At 61.0% G+C, this 19918-nt stretch carries 16 protein-coding genes and 1 riboswitch; of the genes, 5 read left to right on the forward strand and 11 right to left on the reverse strand.

Going from position 1 to position 19918, the window contains the following annotated elements; genetic code table 11:
• Entirely contained in the window at nt 1–1197 is a 1197-nt protein-coding gene (locus tag Q1M54_RS07125; RefSeq protein WP_300555679.1) for a C45 family peptidase, read from the reverse strand.
• 152 nt (nt 1198–1349) lie between these two features.
• Here Q1M54_RS07125 and Q1M54_RS07130 point away from each other — a divergent pair, with 152 nt between their 5' ends.
• Nucleotides 1350–2849 carry a M81 family metallopeptidase gene (locus Q1M54_RS07130; protein ID WP_300555681.1) on the forward strand — a complete coding sequence of 500 codons (1500 nt, stop codon included), beginning with the start codon at nt 1350–1352 and terminating at the stop codon, nt 2847–2849.
• 24 nt (nt 2850–2873) lie between these two features.
• Here the strand turns inward: Q1M54_RS07130 and Q1M54_RS07135 are convergent, their stop codons facing one another.
• Nucleotides 2874–4031: an MFS transporter gene (locus tag Q1M54_RS07135; RefSeq protein WP_300555764.1), complete on the reverse strand. Its 1158-nt coding sequence runs from the start codon at nt 4029–4031 to the stop codon at nt 2874–2876.
• Nucleotides 4032–4185: 154 nt separating this feature from the next.
• Nucleotides 4186–4848, reverse strand: coding sequence for a GntR family transcriptional regulator (locus Q1M54_RS07140; protein WP_300555683.1), 663 nt, complete (start codon nt 4846–4848; stop codon nt 4186–4188).
• A gap of 121 nt (nt 4849–4969) precedes the next feature.
• Here Q1M54_RS07140 and Q1M54_RS07145 point away from each other — a divergent pair, with 121 nt between their 5' ends.
• The gene (locus Q1M54_RS07145) at nt 4970–5920 is read left to right on the forward strand and encodes a 4-hydroxythreonine-4-phosphate dehydrogenase PdxA (RefSeq protein ID WP_300555685.1); all 951 of its coding nucleotides are present in this window, start codon (nt 4970–4972) and stop codon (nt 5918–5920) included.
• Nucleotides 5921–5950: 30 nt separating this feature from the next.
• The gene (locus Q1M54_RS07150) at nt 5951–6910 is read left to right on the forward strand and encodes a tripartite tricarboxylate transporter substrate binding protein (protein WP_300555687.1); all 960 of its coding nucleotides are present in this window, start codon (nt 5951–5953) and stop codon (nt 6908–6910) included.
• On the opposite strand, the gene Q1M54_RS07155 is transcribed toward Q1M54_RS07150, so the two are convergent.
• From Q1M54_RS07155 to tsaD, 8 genes are all read right to left on the reverse strand, one after another.
• Entirely contained in the window at nt 6897–8570 is a 1674-nt protein-coding gene (locus tag Q1M54_RS07155) for an FAD-dependent monooxygenase (RefSeq protein ID WP_300555689.1), read from the reverse strand. The two genes, Q1M54_RS07150 and Q1M54_RS07155, sit on opposite strands and share 14 nt — an antisense overlap.
• Nucleotides 8567–9763 carry an FAD-dependent monooxygenase gene (locus tag Q1M54_RS07160; protein WP_300555691.1) on the reverse strand — a complete coding sequence of 399 codons (1197 nt, stop codon included), beginning with the start codon at nt 9761–9763 and terminating at the stop codon, nt 8567–8569. Before Q1M54_RS07160 ends, Q1M54_RS07155 begins: the two co-directional genes overlap by 4 nt.
• Nucleotides 9760–10761 carry a tripartite tricarboxylate transporter substrate binding protein gene (locus tag Q1M54_RS07165; RefSeq protein ID WP_300555693.1) on the reverse strand — a complete coding sequence of 334 codons (1002 nt, stop codon included), beginning with the start codon at nt 10759–10761 and terminating at the stop codon, nt 9760–9762. Before Q1M54_RS07165 ends, Q1M54_RS07160 begins: the two co-directional genes overlap by 4 nt.
• A 31-nt stretch (nt 10762–10792) precedes the next feature.
• The gene (locus tag Q1M54_RS07170; RefSeq protein ID WP_300555694.1) at nt 10793–12535 is read right to left on the reverse strand and encodes a thiamine pyrophosphate-requiring protein; all 1743 of its coding nucleotides are present in this window, start codon (nt 12533–12535) and stop codon (nt 10793–10795) included.
• A gap of 8 nt (nt 12536–12543) precedes the next feature.
• Nucleotides 12544–13989, reverse strand: coding sequence for an aldehyde dehydrogenase family protein (locus tag Q1M54_RS07175; RefSeq protein WP_300555696.1), 1446 nt, complete (start codon nt 13987–13989; stop codon nt 12544–12546).
• A 183-nt stretch (nt 13990–14172) separates the two neighbouring features.
• Complete coding sequence (locus Q1M54_RS07180) at nt 14173–15555, reverse strand: sodium:solute symporter (protein WP_300555698.1); 1383 nt, start codon at nt 15553–15555, stop codon at nt 14173–14175.
• Nucleotides 15545–15654: riboswitch (TPP riboswitch) on the reverse strand. It overlaps the preceding gene by 11 nt.
• A 68-nt stretch (nt 15655–15722) precedes the next feature.
• Nucleotides 15723–17015: a branched-chain amino acid ABC transporter substrate-binding protein gene (locus Q1M54_RS07185; protein WP_300555700.1), complete on the reverse strand. Its 1293-nt coding sequence runs from the start codon at nt 17013–17015 to the stop codon at nt 15723–15725.
• Nucleotides 17016–17134: 119 nt separating this feature from the next.
• Nucleotides 17135–18184 (reverse strand): tRNA (adenosine(37)-N6)-threonylcarbamoyltransferase complex transferase subunit TsaD, encoded by a 1050-nt coding sequence (gene tsaD, locus Q1M54_RS07190; protein WP_300555702.1) that lies wholly within the window; start codon nt 18182–18184, stop codon nt 17135–17137.
• A 101-nt stretch (nt 18185–18285) separates the two neighbouring features.
• Here tsaD and Q1M54_RS07195 point away from each other — a divergent pair, with 101 nt between their 5' ends.
• Together Q1M54_RS07195 and cobA are read left to right on the forward strand one after the other, a co-directional pair.
• Nucleotides 18286–18975, forward strand: coding sequence for a substrate-binding domain-containing protein (locus Q1M54_RS07195; protein ID WP_300555704.1), 690 nt, complete (start codon nt 18286–18288; stop codon nt 18973–18975).
• Nucleotides 18976–19102: 127 nt separating this feature from the next.
• Nucleotides 19103–19888: a uroporphyrinogen-III C-methyltransferase gene (gene cobA, locus Q1M54_RS07200; protein WP_300555706.1), complete on the forward strand. Its 786-nt coding sequence runs from the start codon at nt 19103–19105 to the stop codon at nt 19886–19888.
• The last annotated feature ends 30 nt before the right edge of the window (nt 19889–19918 follow it).

Below are 19918 nucleotides of genomic sequence, written 5' to 3' on the forward strand. Positions count from 1 at the left end.
TCAGGCGGGCACGGTCTGCCTGGCCAAGGGCACGGCCTCGAACGCCACGCGGCTGGGCACGTCACAAGCCACCCACATGGCGGGCGGCTGGGTGTGCATGACGATACCGGCCACGCTTTCGACGCGGCTTTCGGGCGGCACGCTGGGGTCGGGGCTGCGGCAGATGGACAAAAAGCCGTCGGATTCGTCCCGCAAAAAACGCTCCAGCTCAGCCTGACCCACAGGCGTTTGCAGCGCGTACTGGTTTGCGGTCTCCAGGCGCTGGTGGCTCGACAAAACTGGTCCTATGGTCGCTTGTTCGGCCAACAGCGATTCGCACACGAAGTGGTTGGTGTGCACCACCACGCCGCGGGTGGGCGTGACTTCGGCCCAGCCTGCAGGCGAGACTTCAAAGCACGCGGCCTGGCCCTGGGCATCGGCGCACGGCACGTTAGACGCGGCACCAAAGCCCAGCCCCAGATCGGTTTGCAGGGCCTGCAGACGCTCACGCGCATGCGCCACCGAGCGGCAATCGAGCAAATGGCGCAGCAGCACATGCACCGGCACACCCAATCGGCTGCCGTCGCGTTTGGATCGCAAGATGTTCAGGCCCAGCGCAAAGCCAGATTGGTTGATGCCGATCTTGGCCAGCATGCCCGCTTCGGTCAGGGTGGTGATGCTTTGGCCGCTGGGGCCTTGGGTGTGCAGCACCACCAGCGCTTGTCGCTGGCGGCCCATCCAGTCCCAGTTTTGCGCCAGCCAGGCTTGGCCTGTGCGGCTGGCAGCTGCCGTCACACCCATGGCGGTGCATTCGCCGTCTTTCAAAGCAAGATCCCAGGGCGCGTCGGCCAGCCAGTCGGGCAGGCCTGCGGCGCGGTTAGCGGCCATGGCTGCATGGGCCAACTGGGGTTCGTCGCTGAAAAAGGTGGCGGGCAAAATTTCTGTCCGGCAGTTCAGCGCCATCAAGCTGCCCAACCTCTGGCCACTGCCACGGGCGATACCGTTCAGCTCGACCATCAAGTCTGCGTCGACCTGCGCAATCACGCCTTCAAAACGCATGGCCCGTTCGCAAGCATTGGCCCAGTCGATGCCGCAAGCGGCAAACAAACGGGCATAGGTGACCACGCTGTGCTGGATCTGGTCTTTCGCTGCCTGGCCATAAATTTGGCCTCGCTCATAGGCCGATGTGGTGTGCAAAGTGTTGATGCAAGGGAACATGCCAAAACCTCCGGATGGGGCAACCAGTCTCAAACCGATGGCATGGCCTGTCAAGCAGATCCGCCGTCCAACAAGGCCTCCACTGGCACTTCGGTGACTGTGCACAGCAGTGCAGCGAGGCCATCATGGCGACTCTATCGACTGGAGGCCCTATGCGTTTGCTGATCGCGATGATGATGCACGAGACCAACACCTTCTCGCCGGTGCCCACCGACCTGCAGCGCTTTGCGCTCGGCCCAGGTGAAGCGCCGCCGAGTGGTGAAGCGGCCATTGCGGCGTTTCGCGGCACGGGCACGGCCACCGGGGCTTTCATCGACCTCGCAGAGAAGGCGGGTGCCGAATACGAAGTGGCACTGGCTGCGCACGCCGCGCCCAGCGGGCTGGTACACGACGACGCCTACGAGGCCATGAGTGGAGCGATTTTGCAAGCCGTGGCGCGAGGCGGATTTGACGGCATCTTGTTGGACTTGCACGGCGCCATGGTCAGCCAAAGCCACGAAGACGGCGAAGGCGAGTTGCTGCGCCGCATCCGCGCCATCGACCCACACACGCCTATTGGTGTGGCCTATGACATGCACGCCAACGTGTACGCCGACATGGTGGAGCTGGCGCAAACCGTGGCGGGCTACCAGACCTACCCCCATGTGGACATGTATGGCACCGGGGTGCGGGCGGGTTCGGCCTTGATCCAGCTGCTTCAGGGCAAAGCGCAACCCACCAAGGCCTGGGGCCGCTTGCCGATGATTCCGCACATCATGCGGCAAAGCTCGCTGGACGAGCCCAACCGCGCCATACAGGCACGCGCCCAACAGATGGAAAAAGAAGGCGCTTTGTGCGCCAGCGTGTTCACCGGGTTCCCGCATGCCGACATCGAAAACGCGGGCATGTCGGTCGTGGTGGTCACCGACAACGACCCGGCGTTGGCGCAGCGCCTGCGCGACGAACTGATGCAGATGGCTTGGGACAGCCGCGCTCAATGGGTTTACGAGCTGGAGCCACTGGCCACATCGGTGTCTCGCGCGAAAACACTGACCGAGTTTCCGGTCATGTTGCTGGACCATTACGACAACGCGGCCTCGGGCGGCACCATGGACACCACCGCCGTGCTGGCCGAGGTGCTGCGCCAAGGTTTGCGCAACGTGGCCGTGTTTGCGATTTTTGACCCCCAAGCGGTGCAAGAAGCCATCGCAGCGGGCATCGGTGCACAAGTGCGCCTGCAAGTGGGCGGCAAAATGGCCATGCCGCTCATGCCACACCCAAGCGCACCGATTGAACTGGCTGGTGTGGTCAAGCTGATCTCGAACGGCCAATACCGCAACAAAGGCCCGATGAGCCAAGGGGCCCGGCAAAACATGGGGCAAGCGGTGGTGATCGACACGGGCGGTGTCGAAGTGGCACTGATCTCGCGCCATGTCGAGCCCTTTGACGTGAACGCCCTGCTGTGCCTGGGCCTTGACCCGACACAAAAACAGTTTGTACTGCTCAAGAGCCGTGTGCACTGGCGTGCAGGCTTGGGCCATCTGGCCCGCGCCACGGTGGAATGCGCTGGGGCTGGTGCCTGCACTTCAGATTACAGCGAACTGCAGTTCAAAAAGCTGCGCCGCCCGATTTACCCGCTGGATCCATCGGTCAACTGGACGCCTGAAGGCTGAGCCCAGGCCATTCCAGCTGAGTGTTCAAGCCGGCTGATTTTCCGCCCGCTTGACGCGCCACAACAACCACAAGGCAATGCTCAGGTTGAGTGCGTTCCACAGCACCCCGTTGATGAATGCGGCATGGTAGGAACCGGTGAGGTCAAACACCTTGCCCGACATCCAGCCGCCCAAGGCCATGCCCAGCAACGTGGCCATGATGACCGCCCCCACCCGCGAACCGGCCTCTTTTGCCGGAAAGTACTCACGCACGATGATCGCGTAAGCCGGCACGATGCCACCTTGAAACAGGCCAAACATGGCTGAGATCACGTAGAGCGACACCAAGCCGTTGAAGGGTAAAAACAGCAACAAGGCAACACCCTGCAAGACCGACCCCAAAACCAGTGTGCGCAGGCCACCAATGCGGTCGCAAATGGCCCCCGAAATCAAACGGCTGGCGATGCCGCATGCCAACATGAGCGAGAGCATTTCGGCCCCGCGCGCCGCGCCAAAACCCAAGTCGGTGCAATACGCCACGATGTGCACCTGCGGCATGGCCATGGCCACGCAGCAAGCCACGCCGGCCACGCACAACAAGAACTGCGCTTTGTTCAGGCTCAACCCAAAAGGGCGTTGCGACTGCAGGGCCTGCACGCTGCCCACCACTGGCGTTTGCAAAAGCGGTGGCCTTTGCCGCATGAGCAGGCTGAGCAGCACCATGCCGATGCCACAAAACAAACCCAGCGCCAAATAGGTGTTGCGCCAGCCCATGGTTTCTATGCCGTGCTGTGCCAAAGGCGGCCAAATCGCACCCGCGACATAGTTGCCGCTGGCGCACACCGCCACCGCAATGCCCCGGCGCTTGTTCCACCACAGCGAGGTGTCGGCCAACAAAGGCGCAAAAGTGGTGGAGCTGCCAAGCAGGCCCATGAGCAAACCATGCGCCAACGCAAACCACCAAATGTTACCCGACAAGCTGGCAGCAATGAACCCCAAGCCCGTGCCAAAACCACCCAACATCAAGGGCACATGCACCCCCGCGCGATCGGCCCAACGGCCCATGAACAACCCGCCCACACCAAAGCCAATCATCATCAAGGTGTAGGGCAAAGACGCATCGGCCCGGCCGACGCCGAACTCGGCTTGAACCGCTGGCAACACCACGGCCACCACGTACATGCTAGAGCCGCCCAGCGTCATCAGCGCCAAGGTGACCAACAATCGACGCGCGGCATAGGCCGAGTCGATCAGGTGTTCGCCAGCAGCGCTTGTGCGGGATGGCGTGCCAGAGGATGTGTCCGAGGGAGTGCTCATGTCTTCAGGTTAGCAGGCAGCGCGCCACGGGCTTGTCGCTTCAGTTCACCACATCTTTGATGCGTGGCCAGGTGTTGCGGATGTGCTCACCCATGATGCGCGACAGGGCTTGCCCATCGCGGGCGGCCAAAGCCGCCATCATTTGCGCGTGTTCGGCCATGGCCGCACGCCAGTTTTCGGGCGTTGAGTTGCCGCTGTAGCGCAGGCTGCGCATGCGTTTGCTCAAGGTGGCATGGGTCATGCTCAAGGTTTCATTGTCGGCCAAGGCGATCAGCGCATCGTGAATGCGCTGGTTCAACGCGAAATACTCGGGCCTTTGTTGGGCTTCAAAAAACACCTGCATTTGCTGGTGCAAGGCCAAGATCTCGTCGATTTTTTCTTGGCTGGCCTGACAGGCCCGCTCCCCGGCATAAGACTCCACCAGCGCGATCACATCGAGCATGTCACGGGCGTCTTTGGCCGAAAAAGCCTTCACGATGGCCCCGCGCAAAGGCAAGAGTTCGACCAGCCCCTCAGCCGTCAGCACCTTGATGGCTTCGCGCACTGGGGTTCTGGAAACGCCCAACAGCTGGGCCACTTCCAGCTCTTGGATGCGCTCACCCGGGCGCAGGCGCAAAGACACGATCATGTCGCGCAAACGGTTCGTGACTTCTTCATGAAGCGGCACGCGCTCAATCAAATTGGAGGATTCTTGTGAAAGCATAGCGTCCAAGTATGGGGGAAAACCAGAGCTTGACCGGCCCTGTACGACTGCCTAGCATTATCCGTAATTACGGATTACGAATCCCTTACCCGTCAACGTTGATTCATCAAAGGCTCCCAAAATGTCTCTGCCCACCTTGGCTCTTTTCACCGGTGATCCGGCAGGCATAGGCCCTGAGTTGGTCGAGAAAATGCTGCAAAACGCCACTTGGAGACAACAAGCACGGGTCATCTTGATCGGTCAAAAGGACACGATCAGCGTGCCCCAAGATGTGCGCTGGCACGACTGGTCTGGCTACCGAGCCCCCACTTTTGAGTGCGGTCAGGCCACCGCCCTCAACGGCCGCTACATGATCGAGGCCTTGGCGGCTGGGGTAGATCTGGTCATGGCGGGCCAAGCCGATGCCTTTTGTTTTGCCCCGCTGAACAAATCGGCCCTGCGCCAAGGCGGTATGACACAGGAGGACGAGCTGCGCTGGTTTGCCGAGCACATGCACTACCGCGGCGTGTGTGGCGAACTCAATGTGCTGAAAAACCTGTGGACGGCCCGGGTCACATCGCATGTGCCTCTGAAAGAAGTCTCCTCCTTGCTCAACCCGGACAAAGTGGCCGATGCGATTCGCATGATCTCGCAGGCCCTGCAAGCGTCCGGCGTGGCCAAACCCCGCATCGCCGTTTGCGGCCTGAACCCGCACAACGGCGACAACGGCAACTATGGCGACGAAGAGGGTCGGATCATCGCGCCGGGTGTGCAGCAGGCTGCCGACATGGGTTTTGCAGCCGACGGCCCTTTCCCGGCCGATACCGCTTTTGTGCGGGCTATTCGCGTGCCAGGGGGCTATGACGGAGTCGTGACCATGTACCACGACCAAGGCCAGATCGCCATGAAGCTCATGGGGTTTGAGCAAGGCGTGACGGTGCACGGCGGCCTGCCCTGCCCCATCACCACGCCGGCCCACGGTACCGCTTATGACATTGCGGGCCAAGGTGTGGCCAACCCACAAGCCATGACCAATGCTTTTGAACTGGCCGCCCGCATGGCCACCGCCCACCGCCAACACGTCACCCCATAACGACGCAACCCACTTAAAGGAGACCTTGTCATGAAGCTGAAAAAAATCCTGCTTGCTGCCCTGCTGGCCACGCCTTTGCTGGGCTTGGCGCAAAACTACCCCAACAAACCTGTGCGCATCATGGTGGGGGCCAACGCTGGCGGCGGCACCGACATCATTGCCCGCATGCTGGCCGAGAAAATGGGCGAGGCCTTCAAAGGCTCCTTTGTGGTGGACAACAAGCCCGGCGCATCCAACACGATTGCTGCCGATCTGACCGCCAAAGCCCCCGCTGACGGCCACACCCTGCTGGTGGCCACCAACACCGGACAGGCCATTGCGCCGCACCTGATCAAACTCAGTTACGACCCGATCAAAGACTTGACGCCTGTAGGCCTGATCGTGACGGTGCCCAACGTGCTCGTGGTGGGGGCCAACGTGCCGGCCAATAACGTCGCCGAACTGGTGTCTTTGATGAAGGCCAAGCCCAACGAATTCAAGTACGCGTCTTCAGGCGTGGGCAGCACCCAGCACATCGCGGGCGAGGGCTTCAACCTGGCTGCGGGCGTCAAGAGCATCCATGTGCCCTACCGGGGCAGCAGCCAGGCACACCTGGACATCATCGGCGGCAACGTGCAGATCATGTTCGACACCACCTCCTCGGCCATGGGCCAGATCAAAGCGGGCAAATTCAAACCTCTGGCCTTGACCACGGCCACCCGCAGCAGCGAGTTGCCCCAAGTGCCCACATTGGCAGAGGCCGGTGTGCGCGGCTTTGAAATGAGCACCTGGTACGGCATGTTTGTGACCACCGGCACACCGCCGGACGTGATTGCCCGGCTGCAAAGCGAGTTGGCCAAAATTGTGAAAATGCCCGACATTCAGGCCAAACTCAAAGGCTTGGGCGGCGAGCCCAGCAACCTGACGCCCGAGCAGTTTGCGCAAATGAACCGTCAAGAATTTGATCGGTTTGGTGACTTGATCAAAAAAGCCAACATCAAGCTGGAGTGAGGTCTGCGCGGCCACACAAACGGGCCACCAAAGTGGTGGCCGTTTCTTCATTCAGACCATGCCCACGCCACACCGTATGGGCATCCGCCCGCACCATGAGCAAAGGGTGTTGGTATTCGGTTGGCAAATCCTTCACGCCGGACACATCCAGCACACGCAGCGGCATCCCCAGGTGTTCTGCCGCTGCCTGCAAAGCCGCCACCGCATCTCCTTGGTTTGGCTGCAGACACAGCAAAGTGTAGGCAGGCCCCAAAGCGTCATAGACCGACTGCCCCTCACCCAGCCAAAAATGGGGCGCGCGGCACCCCGGCACTGTCGATGCCTTGAAACTGCCCATGCTGTAGTCGGGCGCTTTTTCGCTGTCGTACACCATGACGGGTGACTGGTCGTAGTAATAACCAAAGTTCAGGCCCGCACAGCAGTATTGCTGCACGTTCAAGTCGTACAAATTTTGGCCAAACGCCTCACGCGCGGCTTGGCCCTCGGCGCTGTCTTCTTCAAGATTCAGAGGAATCTCGCGGCGGCGCTGGCTCATGGCATGCGCATGGTCCATGGCAAAGCGTGAGACTTGTTCGGTGATCGGGTGACGCTCACGTTCGTAAGCATCCAAGGCCTCTGGGGCAGCCCAGCCTTCGATTTGCGCGGACAGGTGCCAAGCCAGATTGGCCGCATCGGCCAAGCCCGCATTCATGCCATACCCGGCGTAGGGCACCCAAAGGTGAGCGGCGTCACCGGCCAGAAACACCCGACCTGCTCGCAACTTGTCGCTGACCAAGCGGCGACCTATCCAGTCTTCGCGGCTCATGTGTTCGTATTCAAAGTCATCGCCCACCCCCAAGATCGTGCGTATGGCCCAGTCGCGGTCCACCGCGTCAAAGTCGAGCTCATGGTCACGCAAGTAGTTGTGAATCAGCCAGACCTCTCGGCCGTCAATCGCGTAGATGTTGCCGCTGCGCCGGGGGTTGACGGTGAACATGGCCCAGGCTGCTGGCGCTTGCAAGCGCCCTATCAAATCGGGCGCTCGGATGCAGGTGCTTTGCACGCGCTGCACCACTTCGTCGCCCACCAGTTTGGCCCCAATGGCCTTGCGCACCGCCGAGCGGCCACCGTCGCAGCCCACCAGATAAGCCGCTTGGAGGCGCAGCAGCGGCGCGTCATGCGACTGCAGGTTTTGAATGCGCACATTCACCCCATCGTCAGTTTGCTCAAAGTCCAGAACTTGGTGCCGGTACAAAGTGGTGATCAAACCCTGCTGGGCCACATGCGATGCCAAGATCGGTTCAATGTAGCGTTGGTTGATGCGGTGCGGTGGCTCGGGCGTAGGCCAATGGCCGTCCGGACCGCTGTGGTCGGTCAGGCGGGTGCTGCGCCCGGGAATGTGGATGCGTGCAATTTCTTGGCCCAGCGTGCTGGTGCGGTAAGACACCGCGTGCGGGTAATCGTCAGGTAAACCACCCGCGCGCAAATCAGCGGCCACGCCCAAGGCGCGAAACAGCTCCATGCTGCGTGCCGAGATGTGGTTGCATTTGACATCGGGCAGCGCATCGGCCGGTCGCATCTCGACCAAGGTGCAAGCAATGCCGCGACGCGCCAAACACAGGGCCATGGTCATCCCCACGGGGCCCGCGCCCACCACCAGCACAGGGGCACTCAGACTCATAGCGGTACTTTCAAGGGGTCGTATTCAAACATCCAGTCGTAGCGGCGACGGACTTTTTCGGGTTCCCATTCGCTGTTGACGTAATCCACCGCTTTGGCAGGGTCCGACAGCTGCGGGTTATGAAAGCGCTGGGCGTTGTCACGAGAACGGTTGACGATGTCGGCCGTGCGTTGCCAGCGCAGTTTTTCAAATCGCACAAAAGCTTGGGCAGGCGAGGCGTCCAAGGCCAAGCAGCGGGCCATGACTGCAGCGTCTTCGATGGCCATGTTGGCCCCTTGCGCCAAAAACGGCAAGGTGGGGTGCGCGGCATCTCCCAACAAACAAACACGGCCTTGCGCCCAGCCAGGTTGCGGGGTGCGGCCCAGCAAGGCCCACTTGAAAGGTTGCTCGATGGCCGACATCAACTCGCACACATCGGCATGCCAGTGGCCAAAGTCTTGCAATAGCTCAGCGTGGGTACCGCGCTCGTTCCAGGATTCGCTGCGCCATCCTTCGCGCTCGATGATGCCCACCACGTTCATCAGCTGCCCGCCGCGCACCGGATAGGTGATGACGTGTGCCCCCGGCCCGACCCAATTGGTCCCGACCTGCGCTTGCAAATGCACGGACAGACGTTCCACCGGGACCAAGCCACGCCAAGCCAGCAAGCCGGTGAACTGTGCCTTGTCCTCTCCCAGCAATTGCTCGCGCAGCACAGAATGCACCCCGTCGGCCGCCAGCAATCCATCGGCGGTGTGCTGCGAGCCGTCGTTCAACTCAAAGCTCACCTCAGAATCTGTGCTGTGGGCTGCAACCACCCGAGCATTCAAGCGAACAGGCTGGTCCGAGCGGGCATTGAAGGCATCCACCAGCACCCGGTGCAGGTCACCCCGGTGCACCATCCAATACGGCGCACCAAAGCGGGCCAGACAGTCTTCGCCCAAGTCAAAAAGCTTCCAGCGCTGGCCGGTGTTCCACATCCGGATTTCTTTGCCCTGCGCTTGGCTGACACAGGTCTTTAAAGCCGACTCCAGGCCGAGCGCCTGCAAAACCCGAGAGCCGTTGGGCGAAATTTGCAAACCTGCACCCAGCTCACCCAGTTGCGAGGCTTGCTCGAACACATCGACTTTGAAGCCCTGCTGGAGCAAAGCCAGTGCTGTGGTCAGACCTGCAATACCCGCCCCGGCAATGGCGATGCGCTTTGGCATGCTCATTGGGCCTTGATGTTGTTGTCTTTGGCCACTTGGGTCCACAAAGGAATTTCGGTGGCAATGGTCCGCGCGAATTCGGCGCTGGTGCCACCCACCGGACGGATGTCGAGTTTGGCCATGCGTTCGACCACATCGGGCAAGGCCATGATGCGGGCCATCTCTTCTTGCAAGCGCTTCACGATGGGCGCAGGCGTACCAGCCGGAGCCAACAAACCACTCCAGAAGTTCACCGCCAAATCGATGCCCTGCTCCTTGAGTGTGGGCACCTGCGGGTAGCTGGCCAGGCGCTGCTCGGAGGTGACGGCCAAGGCACGCAGCTTGCCCGACTTGACCAAAGCCGCAATCGGGCCAGAGTCGATCAAGGTCATCTGCACCTCTTGGGTCAGCACCGCGTTGATGGATGGGGCGCTGCCTTGATAGGGCACGTTGAGGGCTCTCAGACCCGATTTGGCTTTGACCAACTCCATGACCAACTGAAAGGATGCCGAGGGGTAGGAGTAGTTGGTTTTGTCGGCGTTGGCTTTGGACAGAGCCACCAACTCATTGAAGGTCTTGGCGGGTGAGGCCTCATTGACGGCCAAAATCATGGGAAAAGAGCCGGCCATCGAAATCGGCACCAAGTCGGTGATGGGGTTGTAGCTCAACTTGGCCACCAAAGCTGGGTTGAAGACAATCGGGCCGCTCGCCGCCATCAGCAAGGTGTAGCCATCGGCCGGCGCTTTGACCACAAACTCGGTTCCGATGGCCGCACCAGCACCGGGTCTGTTTTCAACCAACACGGGCTGTCCCAAAGAGGGCGCTAATTTTTCAGCCACCACGCGGGCCAAAATGTCATTGGCCCCACCCGGCGCATAGGGCACCACAATGCGCACGGGTTTGTTCGGCCAAGCCGCTTGTGCCCAGGACAAAGCCGGGGCCAATGCAGCGAACGATGCGGCCAAAGACAAGGCGGCTGTGGCCAGAAGCTGACGGCGTGAAGGCATGTTGTAACGAGTTTTCATGGGTTGTCTCCTGTTTTATGGGCAATGAAAATCAAATCTTGGCGACCGAAGCCACCAGCAAGGCTGCTCGACCTTGGTCCAAGGCTTGCAGGCAGCGGCCGATGGCCGCAGGCAAGTCTTCTGGCCGAGAGACGCGCTCACCATGCGCACCAAAGGCTTGGGCCACTTGTTCAAATTGACGTTTTGAACCCTTGAGTCGGGCTTGGAAATCACCGGCTTGTGCCGCAGGCCCATCGGGGTGCACGCGCAGCACGGCTTCTTTGACGGCTTGCCAGCCGCCGTTGTCCAGCACCACGGTCAAGATCGGCAAGCCTTGGGCTTGCGCGACCGCATAAACCGATGTGGGGGTTGAAAAATGAAAACCGCCATCGCCCTCTATGTGCACCACCCGGTCATGGGGCCTGGCCAGCTTGACGCCCAGCGCCATGCCAGCGCTGTAACCCAAGCCACCGCCCGCACCGCCCAGAAAGCTCATCGGCTGCGTGCGCGGAATTTGCTGCAACACCGCGGGTGAGTTGCGAATGGCTTCGTTGATGACCACATCGTCAGGGCGCAGTTGCAAGCCAATTTGAGCGCACACCCATGCAGGGTTCAAGGCATCGACTTGGCCAGGCTCTTGGGCAGCGGCCGCCACCTTGCCTAAACGCTGCTTGTGCTGCGCGGGCCATGCGGCCATGCGCTGGGCCACACGCTGGTGGAAAGCCTCATCGGCCAACGCCACAACTGCCTTGTGCAAGTCTGTCAAGGCTTGGGCGCAGTCAGCTGGCCAGCGCACATCGCTGGCAAAACCCCAGCTCGGGAAGTCTTTCTTGATGGGGTCAACATCGATATGCACCCAGCGTGTGTCCTCTCTGGCGCGCGTCTGGTGCGGCAACCAAGGCACATCGATGTCCAACAACAAACCCCAATCGGTCTGCGGCAAGAGTGGGGTCGGGTCGAAGCCAAAAAAGCAAGGCGAGTCGCGCGACATGCACAGCCAACTCGGGCTGAACTCCACCACGCGGATGCCACACAACTGCGCCAATGCCTCGAGGGCGTGCACCGCCTGAGGCTTGCGTCCTAAATAAGAGGTGATGACCAAGGGGTTATCGGCAGCCATCAGTTCACGCGCGATTTGCAAAGTGGCTTCGGCAGGCAAGGCCCCCATGCGCACCGCGCCATAACGCTCGGCCGAGTAAGACTTGACCTGTTCATGCGCCCAAGGCTGGATCAAGGTCTCTCGCGGCAGCGTCAAATAAACCGGGCCGGCAGGCTCGGTGTGCATGACACTGTGCGCGCGGCGCACCACCTCTTTGGCCACCACACCAGAAGGCAGGTTGTACTCCCACTTGACGTAGGGGCGCACCAAAGAAGCGATGTCAAAGGGGTCTTGCACATAGTGCACATAGTTGTCACGCGCACCGGGCACTTCGGCGTGCAAGGCATAGGGCGATTTGCCCGCCATGAGCAAGACCGGCAAACGGGCACGCATCAGGTTGTGCATGCCCATGGCCGCATTGGCAGTGCCAGCGTCGACGTGCACCATGACGCCCTGTCCCTGCCCTGTCACGGCCGCATAACCACCCGCCATGTGGATGGCCACGTTTTCGTGCGGACACAGCACCACCTCCGGCATGGGCTGGCCTTCGGCTTGCAAGCGGGCCATTTCGTCAATCAAGGTGACGTGGTCGGTTCCCAAATTGGAAAACAAATAACGGATGCCCGTTTCTTGCAAACCTTCTAAGAAAAAGCGGGCCGTGGTGCTGTGTGGGGTGGCGTTTGTCGGCGAAGTCATTGGCGCGATCAGTCGTTACAAGGCATGAACACATGCTTGGTTTCCATGAAGTCGTTCAAGCCCTCCACGCCGTGCAAACGACCGAATCCGCTTTGGCGGTAGCCACCGGTTTCGATTTCGGCAAACAAGCGGTTGTGCGTGTTGACCCACACGTTGCCAAACTTGATGCGACGCGCCACGTTGCGGGCCGCCCGGAAATCCCGCGTCCACACAGAAGCGGCCAAACCGTATCGGGTGGCGTTGGCGCGGTGCACCGCATCGTCATCCGACTCAAAATGTTCCAATGTGATGAGTGGGCCAAAGATTTCGTCCTGCACATAGTGGCTGCTCAGGTCTTGCGTGGCCACCAAACTCGGCGTGATGAAAGCACCACCGCGCGGCGTATCGGTGGGCACCATACCGGCCAACAAAATGCGACAGTCTGGGCTGGCCGAACGCACTTCACCCAAGATACGGTCCCGGTTTCGCACGTCGATCAGGGGCCCCATGGCCGAGCCCGGCAAATGACCCGGGCCGGCCTTGACGCTGGACAGGGCTTGCGCCAGTTGGGCCGAAAAATCAGCGGCAATCGACTCGTGCACCAGCACACGGCTGATCGCCGTGCACATTTGCCCGGCCATGACGCACGCACCAGCAACGATGCCGCGCACAGCGGCGGGAATGTCGGCATCGGCACGCACGATGGCCGGTGCTTTGCCCCCCAACTCCAGCGACAAGCGGGTCAGGTTCTTAGCCGTTGACAAGGCAATTTGTTTGCCCACATGGGTCGATCCGGTGAAACTGATGACGTCCACCTCGGGGTGCGCACACAGGTGCTGCGTGGCCTCGCTGCCCTGCTCCACAAATGAATGGATGACGCCAGCCGGAATGCGCTCATCGGCCACCAAGCATGCCATGACCTGGGCATGCACCAACGCGGTTTGGTGTGCGGCCTTGATCACCACCGTACACCCCGCTGCCAGTGCCGGGGCCAAAGATCGCACCAACAAAGTCACAGGGGCGTTCCATGGCACGATGATCGCAGCCACACCGATGGCTTCACGTTCGATGTGCGAATAGACCTGCGGCTCCATTTCGATCACACGCCCGAACAGGTTGCGCGCCAGTCCGGCGTAGTAACGCAACTCAGATATACCGGCCATGACTTCGCCCTCGGCCTCGCGCTGCAACTTGCCATTGAGCTGTACCAAGGTCTGCACCACTTGCGCCTTGTTCTGCTCCAAACGGTCTGCAAACAAGCGCAGCACATCGGAGCGCAGCTTGGGTTGCTGGGCCCATGAGGTGCCCTCAAAGGCAGCACGGGCGCTGGCAATGGCTGCGTCAACCTCTTGCACCGTAGCGGCCACAAAATGCGCCGCCACCTCACCGGTAGCTGGGTCGATCGAGTCACCCCGCATTTGGGCAGCATAGTCCTTGACCCATTGACCGTGGATGTAGTTTTCAGCAGTTTGCATGGCGCAAGGCTTTCCATGTGACAGACCGGCAGCACCCCCATGGGTGGCCAGACGGTCAGGTTTGAGCAACCGGCACCCCAGTGGCACCGGCAATAGTTAGCATGCTAATCAATTTTTCAAACGAACACCAGCAACCCACGCCCGAGCGTGGCTAGGGTTAAACCCTGATCAAGTGGGCCGGCTTCAAGCCAAGCGCTTGTGCGTTGGAGGCCGCAACCCAGCCAACACCAAACTCACAATGGTTGAGGCCAACAAGGCCCCGGCAAACGGGGCGAGGGTGGGCACGCTGGTGGGGAAACTGGCCGCCAAAAGGCCTGCAGACAAACTGCCCCCGCTGACCCAGCCGGGCAACACGGCGCCCAACAGCCCCGCCACCGCGCCTGCGATGGCCGCTGTGGGTGTCATGCGCTGCCACAGGCCCAGTAAAACCGGCACCACCGCGGTGGCGCAAAGCAAATCGGCAATCAAGAAAAGGCGCAGCACCGACAAACCTTGCAGCGACACCCACACCACGGGCAGCATCAGCAGCACGGTGATCCAGCGGGCAGCGCCCAACGAAACTTGTGGCCGGGCCGTGACCACCAAAGAAGCAATACCGCTTTGCAGTGTGTCCACCGATGAGGCCACCAAGGCCACAGCCAGCACCAGCACGGGCAAAGCCAACCAAGACGGTGCATCGGACAACAAGGCAAAGAAGGGAATGGGTGGAGAGCCCGGGTTCTTGCCCATGGCCATGCAGAGCATGCCCAAAGCGCCCATGGCCAACATCACCGGCAGGGTGAGCAGGCCGCCCAACAAAGCCCCTTTGCGCAACTCTTTGTCGCTGCGTGCCGACCACACACGCTGCCAATAACCTTGGTGGAAAATATTGGCGGCTGTGACAGCGATCAGCAGTGTCAAAGCCACGTTGATGGACACCTCAATCGGCGCTGTAGGCCACGGCTGTGTGACGGCGTTTTGGGGCAAGCTGAACAGCGTGACACCGATCACGATGCCCAGCAGCGCCAACAGCAACCAAGCCTGCCACCGGTCGGTGACCATGCTGGCACGCAGTCCGCCCCATGTGGTGTAGATCAAGGTGGTCACCGCCACGGCGACGATGACCACGCTGCCGGGCAACTGCGACAGCAAACCCGTGATGGCGCCAATCGCTGTCAGCTCGGCGGTGATGAAACAGAGCATGTACAAGATCGACAAAGCTGTGACCCACAGGCGCAAGCCTTGGCCAAAACGTTCTTGTGCAAATTCGGCAATGGTGCGGCCTTGGGGCATTTGTTGGCGAATGGCGGGCCCTAACCAAGCCAGAAGCAAAAACGGCAACGCCGCAGACAGCGCGTAACCCACCAAAGCGATGGGCCCTACAAACGCGCCGATCTCGGGCGGGACAAACAAAATCCACGCACCCATGCCGGATGCCAAAAATGACAAGCCCAAAGCCGTAGAGTTTTGCGAGCCCCTGGCGGTGAGGTAGTCGTCAAGACTGGCCACAGGGGTTCGGTCGCGCAGGGCGACCCAGATGAAAAAGACAAGTGCCGCAAAGATTGCGGCCGCAGTGGCGTACAGCATGTCGCGCTTCCTCCGCCGGTATGAGCCGGATCAGGTTCCAGGGTCAGCGTCGAGACAGACGCAATCTCAGCTCCTTTCGGAACTCCCCTGGCGACGGGTTGATAAAAATGATGAGATGTCCCTTTTGAAGGGACGGTGGATTCTAGGTCATGTCGGTCGGGCCAGACTCAAGCGCCGCTGGGGCGCGCCATCTTGCAGGTGCTGGGCATGCGGGCTTGCTCAGCTTTGATTTGGCGCACCACCCTGAAACCATAACCCGAACCTTCGACATCAAAGGGCACGCCGGGTGTGCCTTGCTTGGCCATCACGCCCACCACCAAGGGTTGCTGGAACTGGTGGTCCTCGGCCCGCATCGTGCCTGTTTGTCCAGCGATGCTGACACGGGCTTTTTCGAGTTGCAAGGCCACGGCCACCGGTTCGGTGTTCCCTGCCCTTTCGAAGGCTTGGGCCAAGGCCTCGATCATCAGTTGCATGCGCACATGCACATAGTCCTCAGACGGTTTGGGAAAGCGCTGCCGAAACGACTGGTAAAACTGCTCGCTGGTCGCACCCGGCACGTTGGGCAACCAGTCGGCCACGGCAATCACCCGGTCGACACCCGATTCGCCAATGGCAGCGGGCGCCCCCAAAGCGTTGCCGTAAAAGGTGTAGAACTTGCCCTCGTATCCGGCTTCACGCGCGGCCTTGACCAAGAGCGTCAAGTCGTTGCCCCAGTTGCCGGTGATGACAGCCTGTGCGCCACTGGCTTTGATCTTGGCCGCATAAGGCAAAAAGTCTTTGACACGGCCCAAAGGGTGAAGCTCATCACCCACAATTTTGACGTCAGGCCGTTGCAGCCCCAGTTGCCTGCGCGCTTCACGCAAGACCGCTTGGCCAAAGCTGTAGTCCTGACCGATCAAATACGCCGACTTGACCATGGTGTCGCCTTTCAGAACCTCCATCAAAGCCGCCATGCGCATGTCGGCGTGGGCGTCAAATCGGAAGTGCCAAAAGCTGCATTTTTCGTTGGTCAAAATCGGGTCTACCGCCGAGTAATTCAGAAACAAGACTCGCTTGGCCGGCTCGCGCTCGTTGTGCTTGTTGATCGCGTCGATCAAAGCTGCCGCGTTGGCCGATGAGTTGCCTTGCAAGACCACGTGGGCACCATCGTCAATCGCCGACTTGAGGGCCGACAAAGCCTCTTCGCTCTGCCCTTTGCTGTCGTAACGCTCCAGGACCATCAAACGCGAGCCTTGGGCCGTTTTGACGCCTCCTCGCGCATTCACCCGCTCGACCGCCCAAGCGATGTTGCGCACCACCGCTTCGCCGGTGTTGGCAAACGGACCACTCAGACCCTCAATCATGGCCAGCTTGATGGGCGCGGGGGTCTGGGCTTGGGCCAGCGCTAAAACGGGAACAAAACACAAGGCAGTCAAACCTGCCATCCAAGTGCGGCGCGAAATAAAGAGCAATGAATGCATGGAAAAAAGAACCGGAAACCGGCACACACAAAAAAGAAGCGGAGTGTAACCAGTGGCGTGGCGCAAACTAGGGTTAACCCGTATTCGTGCAGGGCTTGTTCAGCCTGCGTCGAGGCGCATCAAGAGCCGACCAGATCGTGCAGCGGCCAGCGCGGCTTCACATCGAAGCTGTAACGCGCCTCGGCGGTTTGAGTGCCGGCTTGCAAGCGCATAGCGGCGGCCATGGCGATCATGGCGCCGTTGTCGGTACACAGGTGCAACTCCGGGTAGTGCACGCGCACCTGCGCTTTGGCGCAAGCAGCGTTGAGCTGCGCGCGCAGTTCGCGGTTGGCCCCCACGCCCCCTGCCACAACCAAGCGCTTCATGCCGGTGGTTTTGAGTGCAGTCATCGATTTTTTAACCAGCACTTCGACAATCGCCGCCTGGGTGGATGCCGCCAAGTCAGCCCGCTCGGGCGCGCCTTCAGTATGCGCGGCGGGGCCAATTTTTTGGCTTTGGGTGAGCACCGCTGTTTTGAGACCGGCAAAAGAAAAATCCAAATCGCCGCTGTGCAGCAAAGGCCGTGGCAGCTTGTAGGCCGCCGGGTTGCCCTGCTCGGCCAAACGCGACAACCCTGGGCCACCGGGGTAAGGCAAGCCCATGAGCTTGGCCGATTTGTCAAAGGCTTCGCCTGCGGCGTCATCGATCGTCTCGCCCAGCAATTCGTAACGGCCCACACCGTCCACCCGCATGAGCTGCGTGTGACCGCCCGACACCAGCAGAGCAATGAACGGAAACTCAGGCGGGTCAACGCTCAAAAACGGCGACAGCAAATGGCCTTCCAAATGGTGAACGCCCAGCACCGGCTTGCCCAAAGAGGCCGCCAGTGCACAGGCCACGCCCGAACCCACCAAGAGCGCGCCGGCCAAACCCGGGCCCCGGGTGTAGGCCACCACGTCGATGTCGGCCAAGGTGGCACCGGCCTCGGCCAGCACTTGGCGGGTGAGCGGCAGCACACGGCGAATGTGGTCACGGCTGGCCAGCTCGGGCACCACACCGCCATAGGCCTGGTGCATCTCGATCTGGCTGTACAGTGCGTGCGACAAGAGGCGCGGCAAAGCATCGCCTGTGGTCACGACCAAGGCCACACCGGTTTCGTCGCAGGAGGATTCGATACCCAAAATTTGCATGCTCTGTAGTTTAAGCGGGGCACCCCAGATGGCTTGCCGCTTGGCCATAATCCATGACTCAGCGCATCCTCCGCCCTACTTCGATCAACCCCTGCCCCCCTATGACCACACTCCGACTGATTTCCTCCATGGCCACCAAACCGCTGCTGGCCGACTTGGTGGCGCTGTACCGAAAGCACAACCCGGATGTGCAGGTTCTGGTTGAATCGGTGGGCGGGGTTGACGCGGCCAAACGCGTCCAGGCGGGTGAGGCTTTTGACGGCGTGGTGCTGGCCAGCGACGCCATCGACAAACTGATTGCCAGTGGTCATGTGCTGACCGGCAGCCGGGCGGATTTGGTGCTGTCGGGCGTGGCGGTTGCCGTGCCTGCAGGTCAAGCGCTGCCTGACATTTCGACCGAAGCGGCCCTCAAAGCGGCCATTTTGGCTGCCCCATCTTTGGGGGTTTCGACCGGCCCCAGTGGCGTTCAATTGGCCAAGCAATTTGAGGTCTGGGGCATCACCGAGCAGATCAAAGACCGCATCGTGCAAGCCCAACCCGGCGTGCCTGTGGGCGCCCTGCTGGCACAAGGCGAAGTGGCTCTGGGCTTTCAACAGCTCAGCGAGATGCGGGGCGTGGCAGGCATCAACGTGCTGGGCCCCCTGCCCGAGGCGGTACAAATCACCACCACGTTTTCGGGCTCGGTGGCGACCAGCAGCACCCAGACCGAAGCCATGCGGGCTTTGTTGGCGTTTTGGACATCGCCAGCGTGCAAAACCTTGAAAGAAGAACACGGCATGCAAGCCGCCTGAAGGTCGCCACAGCTGGGCCCGCCAACGGCCTGCGTCATTTGCTTTATGCCAATAAAGTATTTGGCGCAAGCATTGTTAGATCAGAAAATTGGATCGATTGATTGACTGATCTGATTTTTGAACGCACATGAGCCCTCACTTTGCCTCCCGCTGCACGTTGGTCGGAGCCGGTCCTGGCGACCCTGAACTGCTGACCCTCAAAGCCGTCAAAGCGATTGCCAACGCCACCTTGTTGCTGGTGGACGACTTGGTGAACGATGCTGTTTTGGCCCACGCCTCACCCACCGCACGCATTGTCCACGTCGGCAAGCGTGGCGGCTGCCAAAGCACGCCTCAGGCCTTCATCGACAAACTGATGATCAACGCCCTGCACGAGGGAGAACGCGTGGTGCGCCTCAAAGGTGGCGACCCCTTCATTTTCGGCCGGGGCGGCGAAGAGGTGGAGCACCTGCGTGCCGCCGGCATCGATGTGGAGGTGGTCAATGGCATCACCGCGGGCCTGGCGGGCCTGAGCAGCTTGGGCGCTTCGCTGACACACCGTGAACACGCCCACGGCGTGGTGTTCGTCACAGGCCACGCCAAACCTGGTGACAGCGGCACCGACTGGCCCCAACTGGCGGCCACCGCAAGGCAGGCCAAACTCACGCTGGTCATTTACATGGGCGTGAGCAGCCTCGAGCACATCTGCCAGGGCTTGCTCAGCGGCTTGCCTGCCCAAACGCCTGTGGCAGTGGTGCAAAACGCCAGCTTGCCCACGCAGCGCGAGGTCCTGACCACACTGGGTGAACTGGTGCATAACGTACAAAGCGAACGACTGCAAAGCCCCAGCATCATTGTGGTGGGCGATGTGGTGCAAGGGGCCCGGGCTTGGCAACGGGTTGATTCCAACCCCTCGGTGCAGCGGGTCGCCTGATCCTGCAGACGTCGTGGGTTGTGGGCGCTT

Source organism: Limnohabitans sp. Rim8, from assembly GCF_943326455.1.
Taxonomy (GTDB): Bacteria; Pseudomonadota; Gammaproteobacteria; order Burkholderiales; family Burkholderiaceae_C; genus Limnohabitans_A.